The following is an 18,144-nucleotide window of genomic DNA, read 5'->3' as shown; positions in this document are numbered from 1 at the left end:
CTCAGGACAGGTCGAAGCGGTCCAGCTCCATGACCTTCACCCAGGCGGCCACGAAGTCGTTGACGAACTTCTCCCGGCCGTCATCGCTCGCGTAGACCTCGGCCAGTGCCCGGAGCTGGGAGTTGGAGCCGAAGACCAGGTCCACGGGCGTGGCGGTCCACATCAGCTCGCCGGTGGTGACATCGGTGATCTCGTAGACGTTCTCCTCGCCCTCCGACGCCTTCCACTTGGTGCCCGGGGAGAGCAGGTTAACGAAGAAGTCGTTCGTCAAGACCTGCGGCCGGTCGGTGAGGACGCCGTGCTTGGAGCCGCCGATGTTGGTGCCGAGGGCACGCATGCCGCCGACGAGCACTGTCATCTCCGGCCCGGAGAGGTCCAGCAGGTACGCCTTGTCCAGCAGGAGGGTCTCCGGCTGGAGCTTCTCGCCGGCTCGTACATAGTTGCGGAACCCGTCTGCCCGCGGCTTCAGGTACTGGAAGGATTCGACGTCGGTCTGGTCTTGGGCGGCGTCGGACCGTCCCGGACGGAACGGCACGGTGACGGCGAAACCGGCATCCTGCGCGGCCTTCTCCACTGCCGCGCAGCCGCCGAGGACGATCAGGTCTGCCAACGAGACCTTCTTTCCGTTGGCCTGGGCTGAGTTGAACTGCTGCTGCACCGCCTCGAGCGCCTGCACCGCCGTCGAAAGCTGCTCGGTTTCGTTGATCTCCCAGCTGCGCTGGGGCTCCAGCCGGATGCGCGCACCGTTGGCGCCGCCGCGCTTGTCGGTCTTGCGGAAGGTGGACGCAGCCGCCCACGCCGTGCCGGCAAGCTGCGAGACTGACAGGCCCGAGTCCAGCAGCTGCGCCTTGAGCGAGGCGATGTCCTGCTCGTCGATCAGCTCGTGGTCTACCGCCGGGACAGGGTCCTGCCAGAGCTGGGCCTCCGGGACCCACGGTCCGAGCATATGCGGACCGACGGGACCCATGTCGCGGTGCAGCAGCTTGTACCAGGCCTTCGCGAAGGCGAGCTGGAACTCGTCCGGGTTCTCCAGGAAGCGCCGCCCTATTTCGCCGTAGATCGGGTCGAAGCGCAGTGACAGGTCTGTTGTCAGCATGGTGGGGCGGTGCTTTTTCTCCGAGTCGTGTGCGTCCGGGATGATTTCCGGGGCATCCTTAGCAACCCACTGGTGCGCGCCCGCGGGGCTCTTGACCAGCTCCCACTCGTATTCGAACAGGATCTCCAGGAAGCGGTTGCTCCACTGGGTGGGCAGGTCCGTCCACGTGACCTCAAGGCCGGAGGTGATCGTGTCGCCGCCCTTGCCGCTGCCGTACGTGCTGATCCAACCGAGGCCCTGCTCCTCCAGGTTTGCGCCCTCCGGCTCGGGGCCGACGTGCGCATCGGCGTCGCCGGCGCCGTGGGTCTTGCCGAACGTGTGGCCGCCGGCGATCAGCGCGAACGTTTCTTCGTCGTTCATGGCCATGCGCTTGAAGGTCTCGCGGATGAACGCTGCCGCGAGTTTGGGATCCGGGTTGCCCATCGGCCCCTCGGGGTTGACGTAGATCAGGCCCATTTCCGTGGAGCCGACCTCCTCCGCCATGTGTCCTTCGCCGATGTAGCGCTCATCGCCGAGCCAGGTGTCCTCCGGCCCCCAGAAAATCTCCTCGGGCTCCCACACGTCCTCGCGGCCGAAGGCGAAGCCAAAAGTCTTGAAGCCCATGGATTCGAGCGCGACGTTTCCGGCGAGGACCAGCAGGTCGGCCCAGGAAAGCTTTTGGCCGTACTTCTGCTTGACCGGCCACAGCAGCCGCCGGGCCTTGTCCAGGTTGGCGTTGTCCGGCCAGCTGTTCAGCGGGGCGAACCGCTGGCTGCCGTCCCCGGCGCCGCCGCGGCCGTCGTGGACGCGGTAGGTGCCGGCCGCATGCCAGCTCAACCGGATCATCAGGCCGCCGTAATGGCCGAAGTCCGCGGGCCACCAGTCCTGGGAGGTGGTCAGGACCTGTGTGATGTCCTGCTTGAGGGCCTCGACGTCGAGCTTCTGGAACTCCTCGCGGTAGCTGAACGCGGGGCCAAGCGGGTTGCCCGCCTGGTTGTGGGCGTGGAGCACGGAGAGGTCCAGCTGGTTCGGCCACCAGTCAGCGACGGTCCGCGGCCGGTGCCCCTTGGGCTGGGGCGAGTCGATGGCCGGGTTTTCGCTCTCGCTGCCGTGCGAGGTCACGCTGCCGTGGTCCACAGGGCATCCACCCTCAACCTTGCGGTCCAGGCCTTGGGCACTTCCGGGAGTGGGGACCGGGGGATGGTCCTGGTGATCGGTCATGTGCTTCCTTCCATATGGCCGAGGCCGTGGTCGGACTCGGGCGGCCGGTTCAACCTTCCCATTTGATCACGGGGACGGCCATGAGAGGAGGGGGATAGGAGTCTTCTCCTGCACCACAATCCGGCCTGCCCTGGTGGCGGGAACCGAAGCAGCCGCTCTGCACTGTCACATGTCGGGGGAGTAGCCCTGACGAGGGACCGAGGCGACCAGGTTGTAGTGCTCGACGACGGGAAACGGCTCATAGAACCGGTGCAGGAGGGCGCGCCACTCCTGGTACTCAGGGGATTCCCGGAAACCAACAGTGTGGTCCTTCAGCGAGTCCCACTCCACGAGCAGAAGGTACGTGTTGGGGGACTCGATGGACCGCGAGAGAGACAACGTGAGGAACCCAGGCATGGAGGCGATGATGGGGCGGGCGCGGGCGAACGCCGTTTCGAATGCTTCTTCCTGGCCAGGAATCACAGGCAGCAGGGCGTGTTCAGTGATCATCCCGCAAGTCTTGCAAACTTCCGGTCCGAAGAATTCCAGTCAGCCTCCACCCGCTGCCGGGCAGCCTGGATGCAGAACTGACTTTCGCGTAGCGTCAGCGAATCGATCTTCTACGTCGCGCCTACTTGGCGGCCACCCCAGCCCCAGCCGGAGTCCATCCCAGGGCGGGACCCAGTTTGCCTGCGATGTCCGTGAGGATCTGGACGTAGTCCTCGTGGTCAAAGCTGAAGGGCAGTGCAAATGCCACCTCGTCGACCTCCTGGAATCCTGCGTGGGCGTAGAGCTGCTCGGAAATTTCCTCGCTGGTGCCGATGAGGTCCGGCGCGAACAACATGCCTTTCGGCCCCTGCGGCGCCCGGGTGCGGGGAGTGCGTTCATCCACGTAGCGTTGGTACTTCTCCCGCTGGCCAGGCGATGCCGAATCGGTGGGGATCACCACCAAGCCCTGCGACACCCTGGCCGGCCCCTTCGCTTGTGCTGACGCAGCGGCCTCACGGTAGGCGCGGATCTGAGATTGCTGAATGCGGGCAAAGTCCGGTTCCTGGTCAGGTTCGGGGAAGACCACACTGCTGGAGAGCAGATTGAAGCCGTTTGCTCCGGCCCAAACGGCCGACTTTTTGCTTCCCGCCCCGTACCAAAGGCGGTCCCGCAGCCCGGGCGAGTGCGGCTCGACGCGGTTGGAGAATTCCTCGGTCACCCCTTGCCTGCCGGAAAAGTCGCGCACCTTTTCCCCGGCGACCAGCCGGGCGAACCGCTCCACCCGGGCGTAGCTGAAGTCCTCCAGCTCGGCCGAATCCGGGTACAACTCGTGTTTCACTGTGTCGTAGTGCATGGGTTCCCCCACGCTCAGCCCGGGATGGATGCGTCCCCCGGCGAGCAGATCCACAGTGGCCAGGTCCTCGGCCAGGCGCAGCGGGTTTTCCCATCCGAGCGGGGTGACGGCGGTGCCAAGGTGGATCCGGGACGTGCGCTGGCTGGCGGCGGCCATGACTGCCACAGGGGAAGAAATTCCGAACTGCAGATGGCGGTGCCGCAGCCAGGCGCTGTCGAACCCAAGCCGCTCGCCAAGTTCGATGATCTGCAACGTGGATTGGTGGCCCGGCGCGGGATCCGCCGGATCAAACAGGCCGATGGTGAGGAATCCAAGCTGGCGTAAGGGGCGGGTGGGCTCGGGCATGGGCTTCCTTCAGCATCGGGGTGCGGCTGCTTCCCAGAGTATGCCAGTACGCCCTCCGTGAACCGGCCGAATTTCTCCTCCACCAGCCCGCTGAACTCCCAGCCTGCGGACGTAAACTGACCTTCGCATCACGTTCCGTGAGCCTTGGACCAGGAGCCGCCATGCTCTGGAAACTGCTTGTTGAATACCTGCGGCCGCAGCGGCGGCTGCTCATCGCCGTCGTGATCTTCCAGCTGGCGCAGTCCATCGCATCGCTGTACCTGCCAACGCTGAACGCGGACATCATCGACGAGGGCGTGGCCAAGGGGGACACCGGCGTCATTCTCAGCCTGGGCAGCCTCATGCTGGGGATCACCCTGCTGCAGATCGCCTGCGCGGTGGTGGCCGTGTACTTCGGGGCGAAGGCGGCCATGGCGCTGGGCCGTGACCTGCGCGGGGCCATTTTCACGCGGGTGGGGGAGTTCTCCGAGCAGGAGGTCACCCGGTTCGGGGCGCCCAGCCTGATCACCCGCTCCACCAACGACGTCCAGCAGGTCCAGCAGCTGGTGCTGATGTCCGCCACGATGATGGTGGCCGCGCCCATGCTTGCCATCGGCGGCGTGATCATGGCCGTCCGGCAGGATGCGCAGCTGTCCTGGCTGATCGCCGTCAGCGTCCCGGTGCTGATGCTCGCCGTCGCCCTGATCATCACCCGGATGGTGCCGCTGTTCCGCAAGATGCAGGTGCGGATCGACACCGTGAACCGGGTGCTCCGCGAGCAGCTCACCGGCATCCGCGTGGTGCGCGCGTTCGTCCGCGAGGACATCGAAACCGCCCGGTTCGCCCAGGCCAACGAGGACGTCACGGACACCGCGCTCCGGGCCGGCCGGCTGATGGCGCTTGCGTTCCCCGTGGTGATGCTGGTGCTGAACGTCTCCAGCGTGGCGGTGATCTGGTTCGGCTCGTTCCGGATCGAGGACGGCTCCATGCAGGTGGGCACGCTGATCGCCTTCCTCAGCTATCTGCTGCAGATCCTGATGTCCGTCATGATGGCCACGTTCATGGCCGTGATGATCCCGCGCGCCGCGGTCTCAGCCGACCGGATCGGCGAGGTGCTCACCACGGAGTCCAGCGTGCGGCCGCCGGAGCATCCGGTCTCCGCCGGCGCCGGCAGGGGCGGGGTGGGCAGCGGCGAGCTGGAGATGCACGACGTCGGGTTCGCCTACCCGGGTGCCGAGCAGCCGGTCCTGTCCGGCATCAGTTTCACGGCCCGGTCCGGGCAGACAACGGCGATCATCGGCAGCACCGGCTCCGGCAAGACCACCCTGGTGAACCTGCTGCCGCGGCTTTTCGACGCGACCTCCGGTTCGGTGAAGTTCGACGGCGTGGACGTCCGCGAGCTGCAGCCGGACCAGCTGTGGGGGCACATCGGGCTGGTGCCGCAGCGGCCGTACCTGTTCTCCGGCACGGTGCGCAGCAACCTGCTGTACGGCAAGCCGGATGCCACCGAGGATGAGCTCTGGCGGGCGCTGTCCACCGCGCAGGCGCAGGACTTCGTCCGGGAGATGGAGGGCGGGCTGGATGCGCCCATTTCGCAGGGCGGCACCAACGTTTCCGGCGGGCAGCGGCAGCGGATCGCGATCGCCCGGGCGCTGGTGAAACGGCCCGAGCTCTACATTTTCGACGACTCCTTCTCGTCCCTGGATACCGCCACCGATGCGCGGCTGCGGCAGGCGCTCAAGCACGACACCTCCGGCGCCACCCTGGTGATCATCGCCCAGCGGGTGTCCAGCATCGCGGACGCGGACCAGATCCTGGTGCTCGACGACGGCAGGATTGTGGGGCAGGGCACGCACCATGAGCTGCTGGAGACATCGGAGACGTACCGCGAGATTGTGTCCTCGCAGCTGGCGGCGGAGGAGGCGGTATGAGCACCCCCAGCAGGCCGGCAGCCGGCGCACCCGGCGGGACTGCCGCCGTCGAACGCATTCCCCGGCCGCGAGGCGGTCCGGGGCACGGCGGACCGTTCGCGGGGATGAACATCCCGGCGGAGAAGGCGCTGAACTTCTGGCCGTCCGCCAAACGGCTGCTGGGCACTCTGCGGCCGGAGCGGCTGTGGCTGGTGCTGGTGATCGGGCTGAGCGTGGCCGGTGTGGCGATGTCCGTGATCGGGCCGCGGCTGCTGGGCGAGGGCACCAACATCATCTTCGCCGGCGTGGTGTCCAAGGAGCTGCCAGCCGGGATGAGCAAGGCGCAGCTGATCGCGCAGCTGCGGGCCGCGGGGGAGAACCAGAAGGCGGACATGCTCAGTCCCATGGCGCTGACGCCGGGGACCGGGATCAACTTCACGGCGCTGGCAAATGTGCTGCTGTGGGCGCTGGTGCTGTATGTGCTGGCGTCCGCGTTCATGTGGATCCAGGCGTACATTCTCAACGGCGTGGTGCAGCGGACGGTGTTCCGGCTGCGCGAGCGGATCGAGGCGAAGATCAACCGGCTGCCGCTGCGGTATTTCGATTCGATCCAGCGCGGAGAGCTGCTCAGCCGGGTGACGAACGACGTCGACAACATCTCCCAGAGCCTGCAGCAGTCCATCAGCCAGGCGGTGATGTCGCTGCTGACAGTGCTGGGCGTGCTGCTGATGATGTTCCTGCTCTCGCCCACGCTGGCGCTGATTGCGCTGGTGACCATTCCGCTGACGCTGGTGACGACGGCGCTGATCGCCAAGCGCTCGCAGAAGCTGTTCGTGGCGCAGTGGAAGCATACGGGCGAGCTGAACGGGCAGATCGAGGAGACGTACACCGGGCATGCGCTGGTGAAGGTGTTCGGCAGGCAGCAGGAGGTGGGGGAGCGGTTCCGGCAGAAGAACGCGGAGCTGTATGAGGCGAGCTTCGGCGCGCAATTCATTTCCGGGCTGATCATGCCGGCCATGACGTTCATCGGGAACCTGGTGTACGTGGGGATCGCCGTGGTGGGCGGCCTGCAGGTGGCGTCCGGGGCGATGCAGCTGGGTGATGTGCAGGCGTTCATCCAGTACTCGCGGCAGTTCACCCAGCCGCTGGCGCAGCTGGGGTCCATGGCCAACCTGCTGCAGTCCGGGGTGGCGTCCGCCGAGCGGGTGTTCGCGTTGCTGGATGAGGACGAGGAATCGCCGGAGGCTGCCGGTTCTGTCCCGGCCGGCGGGCGGGGGCGGCTGGTGTTCGAGAACGTCTCGTTCTCCTACTCACCGGACAAGCCGCTGATTTCTGACCTTTCGTTGGTGGCGGAGCCGGGGCAGACGGTGGCGATCGTCGGCCCCACCGGGGCCGGGAAGACGACGCTGGTGAACCTGATGATGCGCTTCTACGAGATTGATGCGGGCCGGATAACGCTCGACGGCGTGGACGTCACCTCTGTTTCCCGGCGCGAGCTGCGCTCGCGGATGGGGATGGTGCTGCAGGATACGTGGCTGTTCGGCGGGACCATCCGGGACAACATTGCGTACGGGCGGCCGGATGCTACTGAAGCTGAGATCCTGGAGGCGGCGCGGGCGACGTACGTGGACCGGTTCGTGCACTCACTGCCGGAGGGCTACGACACGGTGCTGGAGGACGAAGGCGGGAACGTGTCAGCGGGCGAGAAGCAGCTGCTGACGATTGCGCGGGCGTTCCTGGCGCGGCCTTCCGTTTTGATCCTGGACGAGGCGACTTCTTCAGTGGATACGCGGACCGAGGTGCTGGTGCAGAAGGCAATGAGTGCTTTGCGGAGCGACCGTACTTCTTTTGTGATTGCGCATCGCCTGTCCACGATCCGCGACGCCGACCTCATCCTGGTGATGGAGGCCGGCCAGATCGTGGAGCAGGGGACGCATGCGTCGTTGCTGGCTGCGGGCGGGGCCTATGCGCGGCTGTACGAGGCGCAGTTCGCGGCTCCGGTGGCGGAGGTTTGAGGTTTGCTCGCAGACTTCACAATAAGAATCATCCGTCAGTAAATTCTGGGAGTATTTGTAGGACATTGCTGGAACCAGATAACGTTGTATTGCCGTGAGTGCGCGCAATTGGCTATTGCCGGGTTGGCATTGTATTCTTCTGGTGTACCACAACAATTTACCTCAACCATGTTCTCGGATAGGCTTACGGAAGGTACTCATTGGCGACCTTGGACCGAATTACAGAATCGCTGCTGAATTCATTTATTGAGCAAGAGCAGCTGCAGCACCTAAAGGCGCACGAAGCCTTCGAACACTTTGCTGCCTTTTCTGTCATTGCCCCAAAGTTGCATGAGAGTCTCGCTACCGATGACGTGGCCGTGGGTCACGGCAGTACGCCTGGCATCGATTCTCTTGCCATTGTGACAAATGGGGCGCTGATCAGTTCACCGGACGAGCTGGATGAGCTGACCAAGAGCGGAAGTAGCATTGATGTTGACTTTTATTTCATTCAAAGTAAGACGAGTGGGAAATTTGAAGGTGCGCGCATGGCTGACTTCGCAGATGAAGTCAGGTCCTTCTTCCAGAGTGCCGACGTGCACGCCAGCCTCCAGGAGGCGAAGGAGCTAACGACAAAGCTTCTCAGTCTCGGCATGCGGCTGAAACGGAATCCGACATGCCACATGTATTACGTCACGCCAGGCAGATGGAATGATGATCCTTTCCTCCAGAAGAAGATTGCTACTTCCGTGGAGCGATTGGAAGACACAAACATGTTCTCCAAGGTGCTCTTTACTCCGGTCGGGGCGAATCAGCTCCAAGATATGTACCGGGCCGCCCACAGTAAAACGGAGGTCAATTTCACCTTCTCCAGTAAAGTCACCCTTCCAAAAATCGAAGGTGTGCAACAGTCGTATATTGGAGTACTGCCTGGATCTCAGTTTCTTCAAATCATTAGAGATGTCGATGGTGATTTGCGAAGAGGCATCTTCGAAGACAACGTCCGGGACTTTCAAGGGTCCAATAATCCGGTTAATGCGAAGATTAGAACTTCCATTGAAACAAGTGGTGACCGGTTTAGCGTTCTCAACAATGGTGTGACAATTGTGGCTAAGGCAGCGACAGTCTTGGGTGATGATTTCACCCTCGAAGATTTTCAGATTGTGAATGGCTGTCAAACTTCGAACGTTCTGTTTGAAGCTAGGGAATCACTCACAGATGTAACCATCCCGGTGCGTATTATTGTGACCCAAGACGACTCAATTGCAACGCAGATCACCGATGCAACTAATAGTCAAAGCCAAGTAAAAACTGAAGACCTCTATTCGCTCCTTCAGTTTCAGCGCAAGTTGGAGGCCTTCTTTGCGACTTACTCCGAGCCGGAGCGCCTTTACTATGAGCGGCGATCTCAGCAATATCGAGCAATCTCAACTACACCGAGAAGTCGGGTTGTAACTCGCGCGCAACTGGTTAAGTCTTTTGCGTCAGTTTTCCTTGATGAACCCAACAGGGCGAGCCGCTACTACTCGACTCTCTACTCTGTCCTTGGCGAGCGTCTGTTCAACGATGATCATGAACTGGAAAGCTATTACGCTGCGGCCGTGGCGCTATTTCGGAGTGAAGCGCTCTTCCGAAGTGGTGTCCTCAAGAATGAGCTGAAGCCCGTTCGGTACCATCTTCTTCAGGCTGTTCGCCACCTTGTCTCAGGGAATAAGTTGGAGCCGTTTAATAGCGCGGCGCAGAAGAGGGCAGCAGCATCCTTTGCGACGCTTCTTTGGAATCCGACTCATAGTGAATCAATTTTCGCTGCGGCGGCCAAAGTCGTCGTTGACGCATCAGACGGGAACGAGTTGACTCGCGACTTCTCCAAACTGGCGACCTTCACGAAGCGTGTGGCCGAAGAGGCGGCCGCCGCCCGAGCGTTGTTGCAGAGTGAGTCCTGGATTCTCACATAGTTCTGACTTCGGCTGGGAACCTGGAGGGCGACGGTGGGAATATCTTGCCGTCGCCCTTGCACGTTCTTGTGGTACCGCAGGGAGCAAAGCAATCTACTACGAGGGTGCCCGCAGCACCCCAAGAGCGTCCACCAGATGCCTAGGCGGCGCATATGTACCCGGCAAGAACCTCACCCACCCCGGCGGAACCCAGATAGGCCCGCGCCCGCTCGCGCTGCGGTGCCAGGGACTCGTAGCTCAGGCTCGCCGGCTCGGGATGCTCGGCGATTAACGGCAGCCGCCCTCGCGTGACCGCTAGGTCGGGCAGGACAGAAACCCCGGCGACAGCGGCCTCCGGCAGCCCCGCCAGGACGTCGCCGTCGGATGCTCCCTCAAAGCGGGCGGAATCCAAAACCTTGCCGGAAGCCTCGACCACGGCTCCATCCGCCCCAGATGAGCTCCGCCTTGCTGGAGAAGTAGTGATACAGGCTCTTGCGCCCCATTTCCTGCCTCGCGTGCGATATCCTCCATGAAGGTCTGCTCGTAGCCGCGTTCGGCGAACAGCCGCAGCGCCATCGCGACCACGGCGGAGGCGCCCGCGTCATTACCGCGGACATCAGCGAGGAACGCCTCGACGCGCTGGTCGAAGAGAACCCCGGACTGGACCAGGTCCCGGTGGCCGGCGACATCTCCACCGAGGACACCGTTGCCGCTGTGGTCACCGCTGCCGGCGGAAGGGTGGATGCCCTGGCCAACGTTGCCGGCATCATGGACAAGTTCGCGCCGATCGACGACGTGGACTATGAGACCTGGGACCGCGTCTTCCGGATCAACGTCACGGCCCCCATGCGCCTTCACCCGCGCCGTAGTGCCGCTTACACGGCGTCCAAGCACCGTCGTCGGCCTGACCAAGAACACTGCTGTGATGTACGGGCCCAGGGGCCCGCGCTTCAACGCCGTGGCCCCCGGCCCCACCATCACAAACATCGTCGTGGCCGACTGGGGATCCCGGCTTGCGGCCGAACGCCTCGGCCCGCTGATGCAGGCCAGGTGCCCACACCAGCCAGCCCTGCGCAGCTCGCCGCCTCCACCACCGTCCTGCTCAGCGACGACGGCATCAACGTCAACGGCGCCATCCAGGCGTCCGACGGCGGCTGGTCGGCACTGTAGGGGAGCGGCACCAGACGCAAACGGACGACGGCGGGAACTCCCGCCGTCGTCCGCTGCGCGTGAACGGCCCCTCTGTGTTGATCCGGCTGGAGTCAGTGTTCCGTCACGTAGGACTTCCTGTCGGTCGGTGCTGTTACGGTTCGAGAATCATCGCTCGACTATTGGGGGAACCATGTCTGACTTGTCGTCCGGCCCGGCGCCGGAACCGGAGAAATCGAAGAAGAAGCCTGCGGGCTTTGCTAGGCACATCGCATTGGCGTGCACCTGTTTGGTGCTAATTGCCTTCCTTCCGTCCGAAGCATTCCCCGCTAGCCTCCTCCTCGCCGGAGGCGTGCTGTGGGTCTTGCTGGACGTACTGAAGCAGTACAAGAAATCCTTCGGCGCCCCTGCTGAAGGGTTCGGCGTGAGTGCCGAGAACACCTATCGGACCAGTTTGGGCGCCCCGCCTGTGCCGGCCAAGGGCCTGAAGCAGTACGCGGATGAGGTCTACCTGGCGAATGCCCAGATGCTCGCCGACCTGCAGAGGCTCGGTGCCCTGGACACTTTGTCCAAGGAACGCCATGATGCCAATCTGGCACGCCAAATTGAATCCGCTGAACGGGAGTTGGCGGCGGCCAACGCCGAACTGGCCGCGGTCCGAGGTGAAGTCCTTGACGTCCGGCAGGTCGCCGACCGCCACAACATCGGGTTCTACGACTACGAGCATCCTGCCGAGACGTCGGTAAAGCTCGCCGACGAACTGGCCGCAGTTCGCGCCAGAATCAAGGACAGGCTGCGTGAGAAGACCGCGGTCACCACCGTCTCCGGGTTCACGTTCAATGGTTCCACGAGGGAAGGTTCCAAGTTCGTCCGTGACCTTTCCGCACTCCTGCTGCGCGCCTACAATGCCGAAGCCGAGAACTGTGTGAAAACAGTGAAGGCCGGGAACCTGCACACGGCCGCGGCCCGGCTCGAGAAGGCCCGCGAGCAGATCGCCAAACGCGGAACCATGATCGGACTCCAAATCACCAGCGCCTTCCACGGATTGCGCGAGAAGGAGCTCGAACTCGCTGCCCGGCACCTAGAAGCCGTTGCCATCCAGAAGCAGCTAGAGGCCGAGGCTCGCGCCGAAGCCCGCGAGGCAGTCAAGGCCCAGCGCGAATGGGAAGCGCTGAAGGCCAAACAGAAGAAGGAAGTGGATCACTACGCCAACGTGCTTATCCAGCTCCAGGCGGCCGGAGACCTTGAAGGCGTACAACGAGTTCAGGAACAGCTGGACGAGGCTGAGGCGAAGCTCGCGGACGCCGAAGACAACGCGCTCAATACCCGGGCCGGCTACGTGTACGTCATCTCCAACCTCGGGGCATTTGGCGATGGGGTCGTCAAGATCGGCATGACGCGTCGGCTCAACCCCATGGACCGCGTGCGGGAACTCGGTGACGCATCTGTGCCATTCCTCTTCGATGTGCACGCACTGTTCTTCTCCAAGGACGCCGTAGGTATTGAAACCATGCTTCACCAGCACTTTGCCGCCCAGCGCGTGAACCTGGTGAACCTACGCCGTGAATACTTCTACGCCACCCCGGCAGCGGTAAAGCACGCATTAGTGGAACATCACGTGGAGCTCGTCGAATATCAGGAGAACGCGCCAGCCGAAGAGTTCGCAGCATCCAGGGACCTGCGCCAGACGGCACAGCTCGCCGGCGCCATCTAGGGGATGGCACTGCGCGTCAAAGAATCTTGAAATCAAATTAGGGGAAATCAGTGCGTGAAATGAGCTTCATAGCCATCGACTTCGAGACGGCAAACAGTCAGCGTGGTTCGGTCTGTGCGGTAGGTCTGGCCAGGGTTGTAAATGGAGAGATAGTCGAACGAGCGTCATGGTTGATCAAGCCACCCAGCGGCATCGATCACTTTGAGCCTCGGAATGTCAGCATTCACGGCATCCGCGCACAGGATGTTGTGACCGCCCGCGATTGGGAAACGTCACTCGCAAGCATCTTCCGATTCGCCGATGGCGGGCGGTTCGTGGCGTACAACGCCAAGTTCGATGCGAGCGTCATGAGAGCCGCTACGGATGCGACTGGAATTGACCTGCCACAGCACGAGTTCTATTGCGCACTGGAACTCGCCCAGGGGCATTTGGACCTCCCACGCCACAGGTTGAACGACGTCACTGATCATTTGAATCTTCCGCCCTTTGAACACCACGAGGCCGGTGCAGACGCGATCGCCTGTGCCAGCGTTGTGCTTGCCATTGCGCGCATGGGACAACTGCAGTCCGTTGCTGAAATGTGGACCACCCCGCTTGGCGCCAAGAAGACCAAGCGGCTGGATTCGAGCAAGGCGCGGACGCCGGCCGGCGGGCAAATCAACTACACGACCGAGCGGAGCCTTCGCCTGGCTGATCTGCCGCAACCTAATTCCTCTGCCGACTCACAGCATCCCTTTTTTGGTCACACGTTCTGTTTCACCGGCGATCTACAGAGTTTCTCAAGGCTTGAGGCCATGGCCGCGGTCGCGGACTATGGGGCTACCAACCGTCAGGGCGTCACGAAAAAGACAAGCTACGTCGTCATCGGGCGGTCCGACGCTGGGCATTCGGCATCAGTCGGAGACCTGGGCGCATCCAACAAGGAGCGCAAGGCCCTCGACTACATTGCTGGTGGTCAACACATCACAGTGCTGGGGGAACGGGAGTTCATGCAGCTTCTAACGGGCACGGGAGCCACGGCGTTTGTCGATTCGTCTGACCTTCCTAGCACCAAGCCGATGGCAGCGGCAATGACGACCGCATCGAGGACTGCCTCTGCAACGAACGGCGTGGAGAAACTTCCTGAGGAACCTAGGTGGCTGGTGGTTCTAAAGCGGGTTCTTGGCCTGAAGTAACTGTCGTCAGGCTTACTTCCGAATGCTGCCCCGCCTCCCGGCAATTTCGGAGCGGACACCCAAAAGCCGACGACGGCGGGAAACCCCGCCGTCGTCGGCTCATCAATGGGTAGGGGAAGCCTGTCAGCGCTCGAAACCCCCGCCGCGGTGATGACGCGGGTGCGGGAGGAGGAACGGGTCAACGGTGTTCGAGTCACGTCCATCCGCCTCGGCTACGTTGACACTGCCATGGCCCGTAGCATCGCCGCCTTTGAGGGAGCGGAGTACCGGCCGGAGACGTACTTGCGTCCATCTTCGGTTGCGGCCGCGGTCCGGCTGGCCGTTGATGCCGCTGAGGAAGCGATGATTGAATCCCTGTCCATTCGACCCCGTTATCTTGGCACGGTTTGGGCTGTGAGGATCGTTCATTGTGGCGCTCCCCGCCTCCGTAACTAACAATTTCTCGTGCGTGTGAGGATGACTCCAGTGGTGGCGTACTCCAGACTGTGAGGTTGCCACGTGCGCCATCCCGGAGCCGAAAGAGCGCCATCAACCGGGCAAATCCCTTCCCTTTGGATCCCGCACCAATTTCACGAAATAGACCACACCTTCCCAAGCTCGGACGGCATTGAGTCGCGCTGCTTCTCGGTCTGCTGCTTCCGCGTCTAGATGCCAACTCATCAAAGCAACGCGCTCGTCTGGGGTGGTGTCGGGGAATTCGTCGTACCTAACGACAACTGCCATCACCGCCTGCTCTGTCCTGGCTTCATCCACCACGCACGATCCTTCCAATGAGGTCACCACTGTGACTGGTCCACACGTCACCCGTCGGGCCAAACGTCAGGTTGAAGTCACCCAGAGTTGGCCCTAACGGTCGATACGTTCCTTACGAACCGCACAAAATCATTCACCGTGATTAGACCCGGAACCCCTGCAACGTCAGCGGAGAAACGCTCAACTCCCCAAAAATGCCCAAGATAACCCCTCGGTATCAGTCGAGATGTGAACTGAACGGCGCTGTAAAAGCACCTCACCCAAACGCAAGGGCGGACGATGGCGGGAAATCCCGCCGTCGTCCGCTTTCCTTCCTGCCCTGCGTTTTCGGAGAAGGGTTCTCAGCGCTGCTGCTCAGCCATCCACTTCCACAGGCTGGCACCTTGGTGTGATGGGTCGTTGCGAGCGGCGTAGATCCACGACCAGTGCCCGGGGAACTTGTACCCGTCCCAAGTGACGTTCTGGTACAGGCTCATGATCGATTCCGGGATCAGTTCATGGGCATGCACCGTGTTGGCCTGCGGGTCGACGGTTGTGTCGTCGGCGGAGGTGATCAGCCACGTAGGGGTATCGATCGCGGCAAGCTGCGCGTCGGGCACCATCGGGCCGGTGGAGTTAAACGGAACGACGACGGGGCAGATTGGGACCGCGGAGGCGAAAGCCTCCGGGTTCTCGACGATCATCTTGAGGGTCATGTAGCCGCCGTTGCTGCAACCCACCACGTGGATGCGATCGCGGTCCACGCTATGGGCAGCGCAAACTTCCTCGATCACCGCTGAGATAAGAGGTGCGAAGGCGGGGCCATCCGCCAACCACATAGAGGGGCACTGCGGGGCAACCACGTAGGCGCCGCCGAAGAGACCCTGCGCCTCGTCCGTAGTGAATCCGAGGGCCCCGCGGTTGGCGCGGAGAGGAGTTTCGTTGTCATAGTAGTTGTTTCCGCCGGTCAGTAGGCCGCCTTCGCCGCCGCCGTGCAACCACACAATGAGTGGACGCTTCTGGGAGCGGCCCCGCTCCGGGGGAGTGAACAGGCGATAGTTGAGGCCGGAGGCCGCCACGTGGTGGGAGAAAGCATCCACTTCGGGGTCGATGAGAGCGCCCTGGGTGAAGGACTTGATCTGAGGCGCGGCCTTCCCGTGCTGGGGGAGCGGCTCGACCTGCGTGATGGTGTATTCGAGGTCAAGCATGACGTTGCGGCCGGCGCTCACGATGTAACCCAGGGTGGCGCCGCCTGGGACACCCTCACCGTGCTCGAGTTCGAGGACAATCCGGCCACGGTTGTCGGCCCGCGCCGCGGTCACGGTCCGGTCCATATCGTACGCCACGGTTCCAGTTAGCGGGTTCGTGCCGCGAGCGTGGACGATGAATGCGGAGGTGGGTAAATCGCCCTCCTTCAGGCCGCCCTGTCGGGAGGCGTCGAGGGTCACCGACGTGACCTGTTCTCCGCTGTCGAGCACCTCCGCGTGAAGGGTGAAGGGTACCGAGCCGGCGGGCGGGTTGTTACCCTCACCAGCGGCGAAGGCAGCGGTGGGAGCAAGGCTGGCGACGGCGACGGCGGTGCCAGCGGCCAGAAACGTGCGGCGGGACATAGGGGTAATCAATGGGAACTCCTTTGTTCGGATGCGCATTGGAAGACCGGTGGAAGATTCGAGTATCCGTGGCAGTGGAGTCTCACGGCCTCGAGGTGACGAGACTAACACCACGCTGTTTATGTGTAAACAAGTTTGCCCATAAACTCCGCTGTAGCGTGTGGGCAACGGGCCAAGCCGGGTGACAATAGAGACTCCTTCGCATACAAATCAGCGCGACCTAAACTCCGCGATCAGAAAGAGGGGAATCATCGACAACCATGACCGGCCGAGTCCGCTCACTCCACCTGGGGCTGTCAGGGATCCGCTAGCCGGATCCATAGATCCGGAGAACTTCACGCCACGACTTCTGGCGTTGCTGTCCAACGCTCTCGTTTGGCGCGAGTCGCATGAACTCCGGCGACAGTTCCAGCTGGGTACGAATGATTGGCGAGTCATCTCGGCCCTGGCAAGTCGCCCCGGCTCATCAGCAACAGAGGTTACTGAATTTCTCGGACTTAACAAGGCCGTCGTTTCTAAGAGCGTCAATACCTTGCTTGAACGTCACCTGTTGCTGCTGATCGATGGCCCGCGCGGCTCACGGCCTATGTATCTGACTCAGGCGGGCGCGGAGATGCACGACGCCATGTTGCCCATCTCAATGCGTGGACAAGAGATCATCCTGGCCGATCTCTCCAGCAGCGAGGTCGAGCAGCTCAATCGCTTACTGCGGCGCATGCTCGAAAAAGCCCGGGAGCTGCAGCCGTTCGAAAACGAGCCGGACCTCTGAATCGCGGCGTGCGAACCATTAAACGCAAGCGGACGACGGCGGGAGGTCCCGCCGTCGTCCGGTCAGCATGCCTGCTGGCGCCCGCGGCCGGGTCACCGGACGCCCCGTTAGACTTCTCCGTATGGGGGAACACGACACATCCGGCGAACCAAAAACGCCCAGGCCAGGCCGAATCTCTGCTGCCATCCTGCCCGTGGTGGGCCTCGTCGCGGTGCTGGTGGGGTGTCTGGTCGCATGGAGCAACGCGAATGCCTCCATCGGCTGGTTCGCCTACGCCCCGCTGAGCGATGAGGTCTTCACCGGGAACGGCGTTGTCCTTGTAAGTCAGGGGACGCAGGTCGGCCTGGCCGTAGCGGTTACCGGCCTGCTCGTCCTTGCATTCTGGGCCGGTTACAGAATCGCCAGAAATGCCAGGCCGACGGACCATTAGTCAGCAAACTCTGGCCCTTGGGTACGGACTGACAATCTGGTGATCAGCATCAATGGCATTGTTTTACAGGTAGCTTATTCGTGCTGGTCGTCGTCTGGATGCTATTGCCTCGGCTACGGGATCGTCTTCACGGACACGGCCCTTAGCCAGCCATCTGTGGTCTCGCCGTTGATCGTAGCCTCACCCATTTCCACAATCATCTGGACCTTGGTACCGTCCTGCCACCCTGCCGCATCCGACTTGTCAACGAACACGGACAGGTCCTGGGATCCTCCTTGGGCCTTAAGCAAGACGTTGTACTCCCCGGTCGCCCCGGTCATCCACAGCTTCGACATGAACAGCTCGCCGGTCAGCCCAAACCGGTCCCCAATCTTGATGCCACCTGACTTGCCGGAGTTGAGCTTGTCTAGCAACTCATCGACGGTAATAGCGGTAACCACAGGGCCGGCGGGCGCAGGCTCGGCTGATGGCGGGCTTGCTTCAGTTGTCACAACCTAAGACGAAGTTGGCGACGGAACGGCCTCGGCGCCGTTGCTTGAAGTTTCACCGCCCCCGAGCGCATTAATGAGGGGGAGCCCGATGATAAGGAGTGCGAGCAGACCGCCACCGATCCCGATCAGTTTCCACGGGGTTGCTGGTTTCGGGCGTCGGAAGATAAGCTCCGATCGCATTGGCCCTTGGGTATGGGAGACGAACTCCCAACCCTCTTGCTCTAGCTTGGATCTAGTCCTGGCCTCCAGGCCACGAACCGTCTTCACAGACCTCGTCTCGTATTTCACACTCGTT

16 protein-coding genes are annotated in these 18,144 nt (G+C 62.5%); 9 read left to right on the top strand and 7 right to left on the bottom strand.

The window, feature by feature from the left end:
* Position 1: 1 nt before the first annotated feature.
* From katG to Q8Z05_RS05175, 3 genes are all read right to left on the bottom strand, one after another.
* Positions 2–2,296: a catalase/peroxidase HPI gene (katG, locus tag Q8Z05_RS05185; protein ID WP_305942423.1), complete on the bottom strand. Its 2,295-nt coding sequence runs from the start codon at positions 2,294–2,296 to the stop codon at positions 2–4.
* Between the two features lie 165 nt (positions 2,297–2,461).
* Entirely contained in the window at positions 2,462–2,785 is a 324-nt protein-coding gene (locus Q8Z05_RS05180; RefSeq protein WP_305942422.1) for an antibiotic biosynthesis monooxygenase family protein, read from the bottom strand.
* Between the two features lie 121 nt (positions 2,786–2,906).
* Complete coding sequence (locus tag Q8Z05_RS05175) at positions 2,907–3,962, bottom strand: LLM class flavin-dependent oxidoreductase (protein ID WP_305942421.1); 1,056 nt, start codon at positions 3,960–3,962, stop codon at positions 2,907–2,909.
* A gap of 161 nt (positions 3,963–4,123) precedes the next feature.
* Here Q8Z05_RS05175 and Q8Z05_RS05170 point away from each other — a divergent pair, with 161 nt between their 5' ends.
* The 3 genes from Q8Z05_RS05170 (at position 4,124) to Q8Z05_RS05160 (ending at position 9,800) form a co-directional block, all read left to right on the top strand.
* Positions 4,124–5,872, top strand: a complete 1,749-nt coding sequence (locus tag Q8Z05_RS05170; protein ID WP_305942420.1) for an ABC transporter ATP-binding protein — start codon at positions 4,124–4,126, stop codon at positions 5,870–5,872.
* Positions 5,869–7,866 carry an ABC transporter ATP-binding protein gene (locus tag Q8Z05_RS05165; protein WP_305942419.1) on the top strand — a complete coding sequence of 666 codons (1,998 nt, stop codon included), beginning with the start codon at positions 5,869–5,871 and terminating at the stop codon, positions 7,864–7,866. The genes Q8Z05_RS05170 and Q8Z05_RS05165 overlap by 4 nt, the downstream gene beginning before the upstream one ends.
* A 200-nt stretch (positions 7,867–8,066) precedes the next feature.
* Positions 8,067–9,800, top strand: a complete 1,734-nt coding sequence (locus Q8Z05_RS05160; RefSeq protein ID WP_305942418.1) for an AIPR family protein — start codon at positions 8,067–8,069, stop codon at positions 9,798–9,800.
* A gap of 294 nt (positions 9,801–10,094) precedes the next feature.
* On the opposite strand, the gene Q8Z05_RS21455 is transcribed toward Q8Z05_RS05160, so the two are convergent.
* Positions 10,095–10,355 (bottom strand): helix-turn-helix domain-containing protein, encoded by a 261-nt coding sequence (locus tag Q8Z05_RS21455; RefSeq protein ID WP_371745927.1) that lies wholly within the window; start codon positions 10,353–10,355, stop codon positions 10,095–10,097.
* Here Q8Z05_RS21455 and Q8Z05_RS05150 point away from each other — a divergent pair.
* From Q8Z05_RS05150 to Q8Z05_RS05135, 4 genes are all read left to right on the top strand, one after another.
* Positions 10,272–10,949, top strand: coding sequence for an SDR family oxidoreductase (locus Q8Z05_RS05150; protein WP_305942416.1), 678 nt, complete (start codon positions 10,272–10,274; stop codon positions 10,947–10,949). The two genes, Q8Z05_RS21455 and Q8Z05_RS05150, sit on opposite strands and share 84 nt — an antisense overlap.
* 331 nt (positions 10,950–11,280) lie before the next feature.
* Positions 11,281–12,642 carry a DUF4041 domain-containing protein gene (locus tag Q8Z05_RS05145; protein WP_305942415.1) on the top strand — a complete coding sequence of 454 codons (1,362 nt, stop codon included), beginning with the start codon at positions 11,281–11,283 and terminating at the stop codon, positions 12,640–12,642.
* Positions 12,643–12,701: 59 nt separating this feature from the next.
* Positions 12,702–13,817 (top strand): exonuclease domain-containing protein, encoded by a 1,116-nt coding sequence (locus Q8Z05_RS05140; protein ID WP_305943486.1) that lies wholly within the window; start codon positions 12,702–12,704, stop codon positions 13,815–13,817.
* A 105-nt stretch (positions 13,818–13,922) separates the two neighbouring features.
* Positions 13,923–14,252 carry a hypothetical protein gene (locus Q8Z05_RS05135; RefSeq protein WP_305942414.1) on the top strand — a complete coding sequence of 110 codons (330 nt, stop codon included), beginning with the start codon at positions 13,923–13,925 and terminating at the stop codon, positions 14,250–14,252.
* 93 nt (positions 14,253–14,345) lie between these two features.
* Here the strand turns inward: Q8Z05_RS05135 and Q8Z05_RS05130 are convergent, their stop codons facing one another.
* Complete coding sequence (locus Q8Z05_RS05130; RefSeq protein WP_305942413.1) at positions 14,346–14,573, bottom strand: hypothetical protein; 228 nt, start codon at positions 14,571–14,573, stop codon at positions 14,346–14,348.
* Between the two features lie 338 nt (positions 14,574–14,911).
* A complete protein-coding gene (locus tag Q8Z05_RS05125) occupies positions 14,912–16,171 on the bottom strand; it encodes a prolyl oligopeptidase family serine peptidase (RefSeq protein WP_305942412.1) in 1,260 nt (419 codons plus the stop codon).
* A gap of 343 nt (positions 16,172–16,514) precedes the next feature.
* On the opposite strand from Q8Z05_RS05125, the gene Q8Z05_RS05120 reads away from it, so the two are divergent.
* Together Q8Z05_RS05120 and Q8Z05_RS05115 are read left to right on the top strand one after the other, a co-directional pair.
* Positions 16,515–16,928, top strand: coding sequence for a MarR family winged helix-turn-helix transcriptional regulator (locus Q8Z05_RS05120; protein ID WP_305942411.1), 414 nt, complete (start codon positions 16,515–16,517; stop codon positions 16,926–16,928).
* A 121-nt stretch (positions 16,929–17,049) separates the two neighbouring features.
* Positions 17,050–17,358 carry a hypothetical protein gene (locus tag Q8Z05_RS05115; protein ID WP_305942410.1) on the top strand — a complete coding sequence of 103 codons (309 nt, stop codon included), beginning with the start codon at positions 17,050–17,052 and terminating at the stop codon, positions 17,356–17,358.
* Positions 17,359–17,471: 113 nt separating this feature from the next.
* On the opposite strand, the gene Q8Z05_RS05110 is transcribed toward Q8Z05_RS05115, so the two are convergent.
* Positions 17,472–17,849 (bottom strand): hypothetical protein, encoded by a 378-nt coding sequence (locus tag Q8Z05_RS05110; RefSeq protein WP_305942409.1) that lies wholly within the window; start codon positions 17,847–17,849, stop codon positions 17,472–17,474.
* Positions 17,850–18,144: the final 295 nt, after the last annotated feature.

This window comes from Arthrobacter oryzae, from assembly GCF_030718995.1.
GTDB classification, from domain to species: domain Bacteria; phylum Actinomycetota; class Actinomycetes; order Actinomycetales; family Micrococcaceae; genus Arthrobacter; species Arthrobacter oryzae_C.
This window is presented reverse-complemented; position numbering and strand designations above follow the sequence as displayed.

Bases quoted from the DNA above. Each gene is read 5' to 3' on its own strand.
- katG (WP_305942423.1), bottom strand. From the start codon at position 2,296: ATGACCGATCACCAGGACCATCCCCCGGTCCCCACTCCCGGAAGTGCC.
- Q8Z05_RS05180 (WP_305942422.1), bottom strand. From the start codon at position 2,785: ATGATCACTGAACACGCCCTGCTGCCTGTGATTCCTGGCCAGGAAGAA.
- Q8Z05_RS05175 (WP_305942421.1), bottom strand. From the start codon at position 3,962: ATGCCCGAGCCCACCCGCCCCTTACGCCAGCTTGGATTCCTCACCATC.
- Q8Z05_RS05170 (WP_305942420.1), top strand. From the start codon at position 4,124: ATGCTCTGGAAACTGCTTGTTGAATACCTGCGGCCGCAGCGGCGGCTG.
- Q8Z05_RS05165 (WP_305942419.1), top strand. From the start codon at position 5,869: ATGAGCACCCCCAGCAGGCCGGCAGCCGGCGCACCCGGCGGGACTGCC.
- Q8Z05_RS21455 (WP_371745927.1), bottom strand. From the start codon at position 10,355: ATGGCGCTGCGGCTGTTCGCCGAACGCGGCTACGAGCAGACCTTCATG.
- Q8Z05_RS05140 (WP_305943486.1), top strand. From the start codon at position 12,702: ATGAGCTTCATAGCCATCGACTTCGAGACGGCAAACAGTCAGCGTGGT.
- Q8Z05_RS05135 (WP_305942414.1), top strand. From the start codon at position 13,923: ATGGGTAGGGGAAGCCTGTCAGCGCTCGAAACCCCCGCCGCGGTGATG.
- Q8Z05_RS05115 (WP_305942410.1), top strand. From the start codon at position 17,050: ATGGGGGAACACGACACATCCGGCGAACCAAAAACGCCCAGGCCAGGC.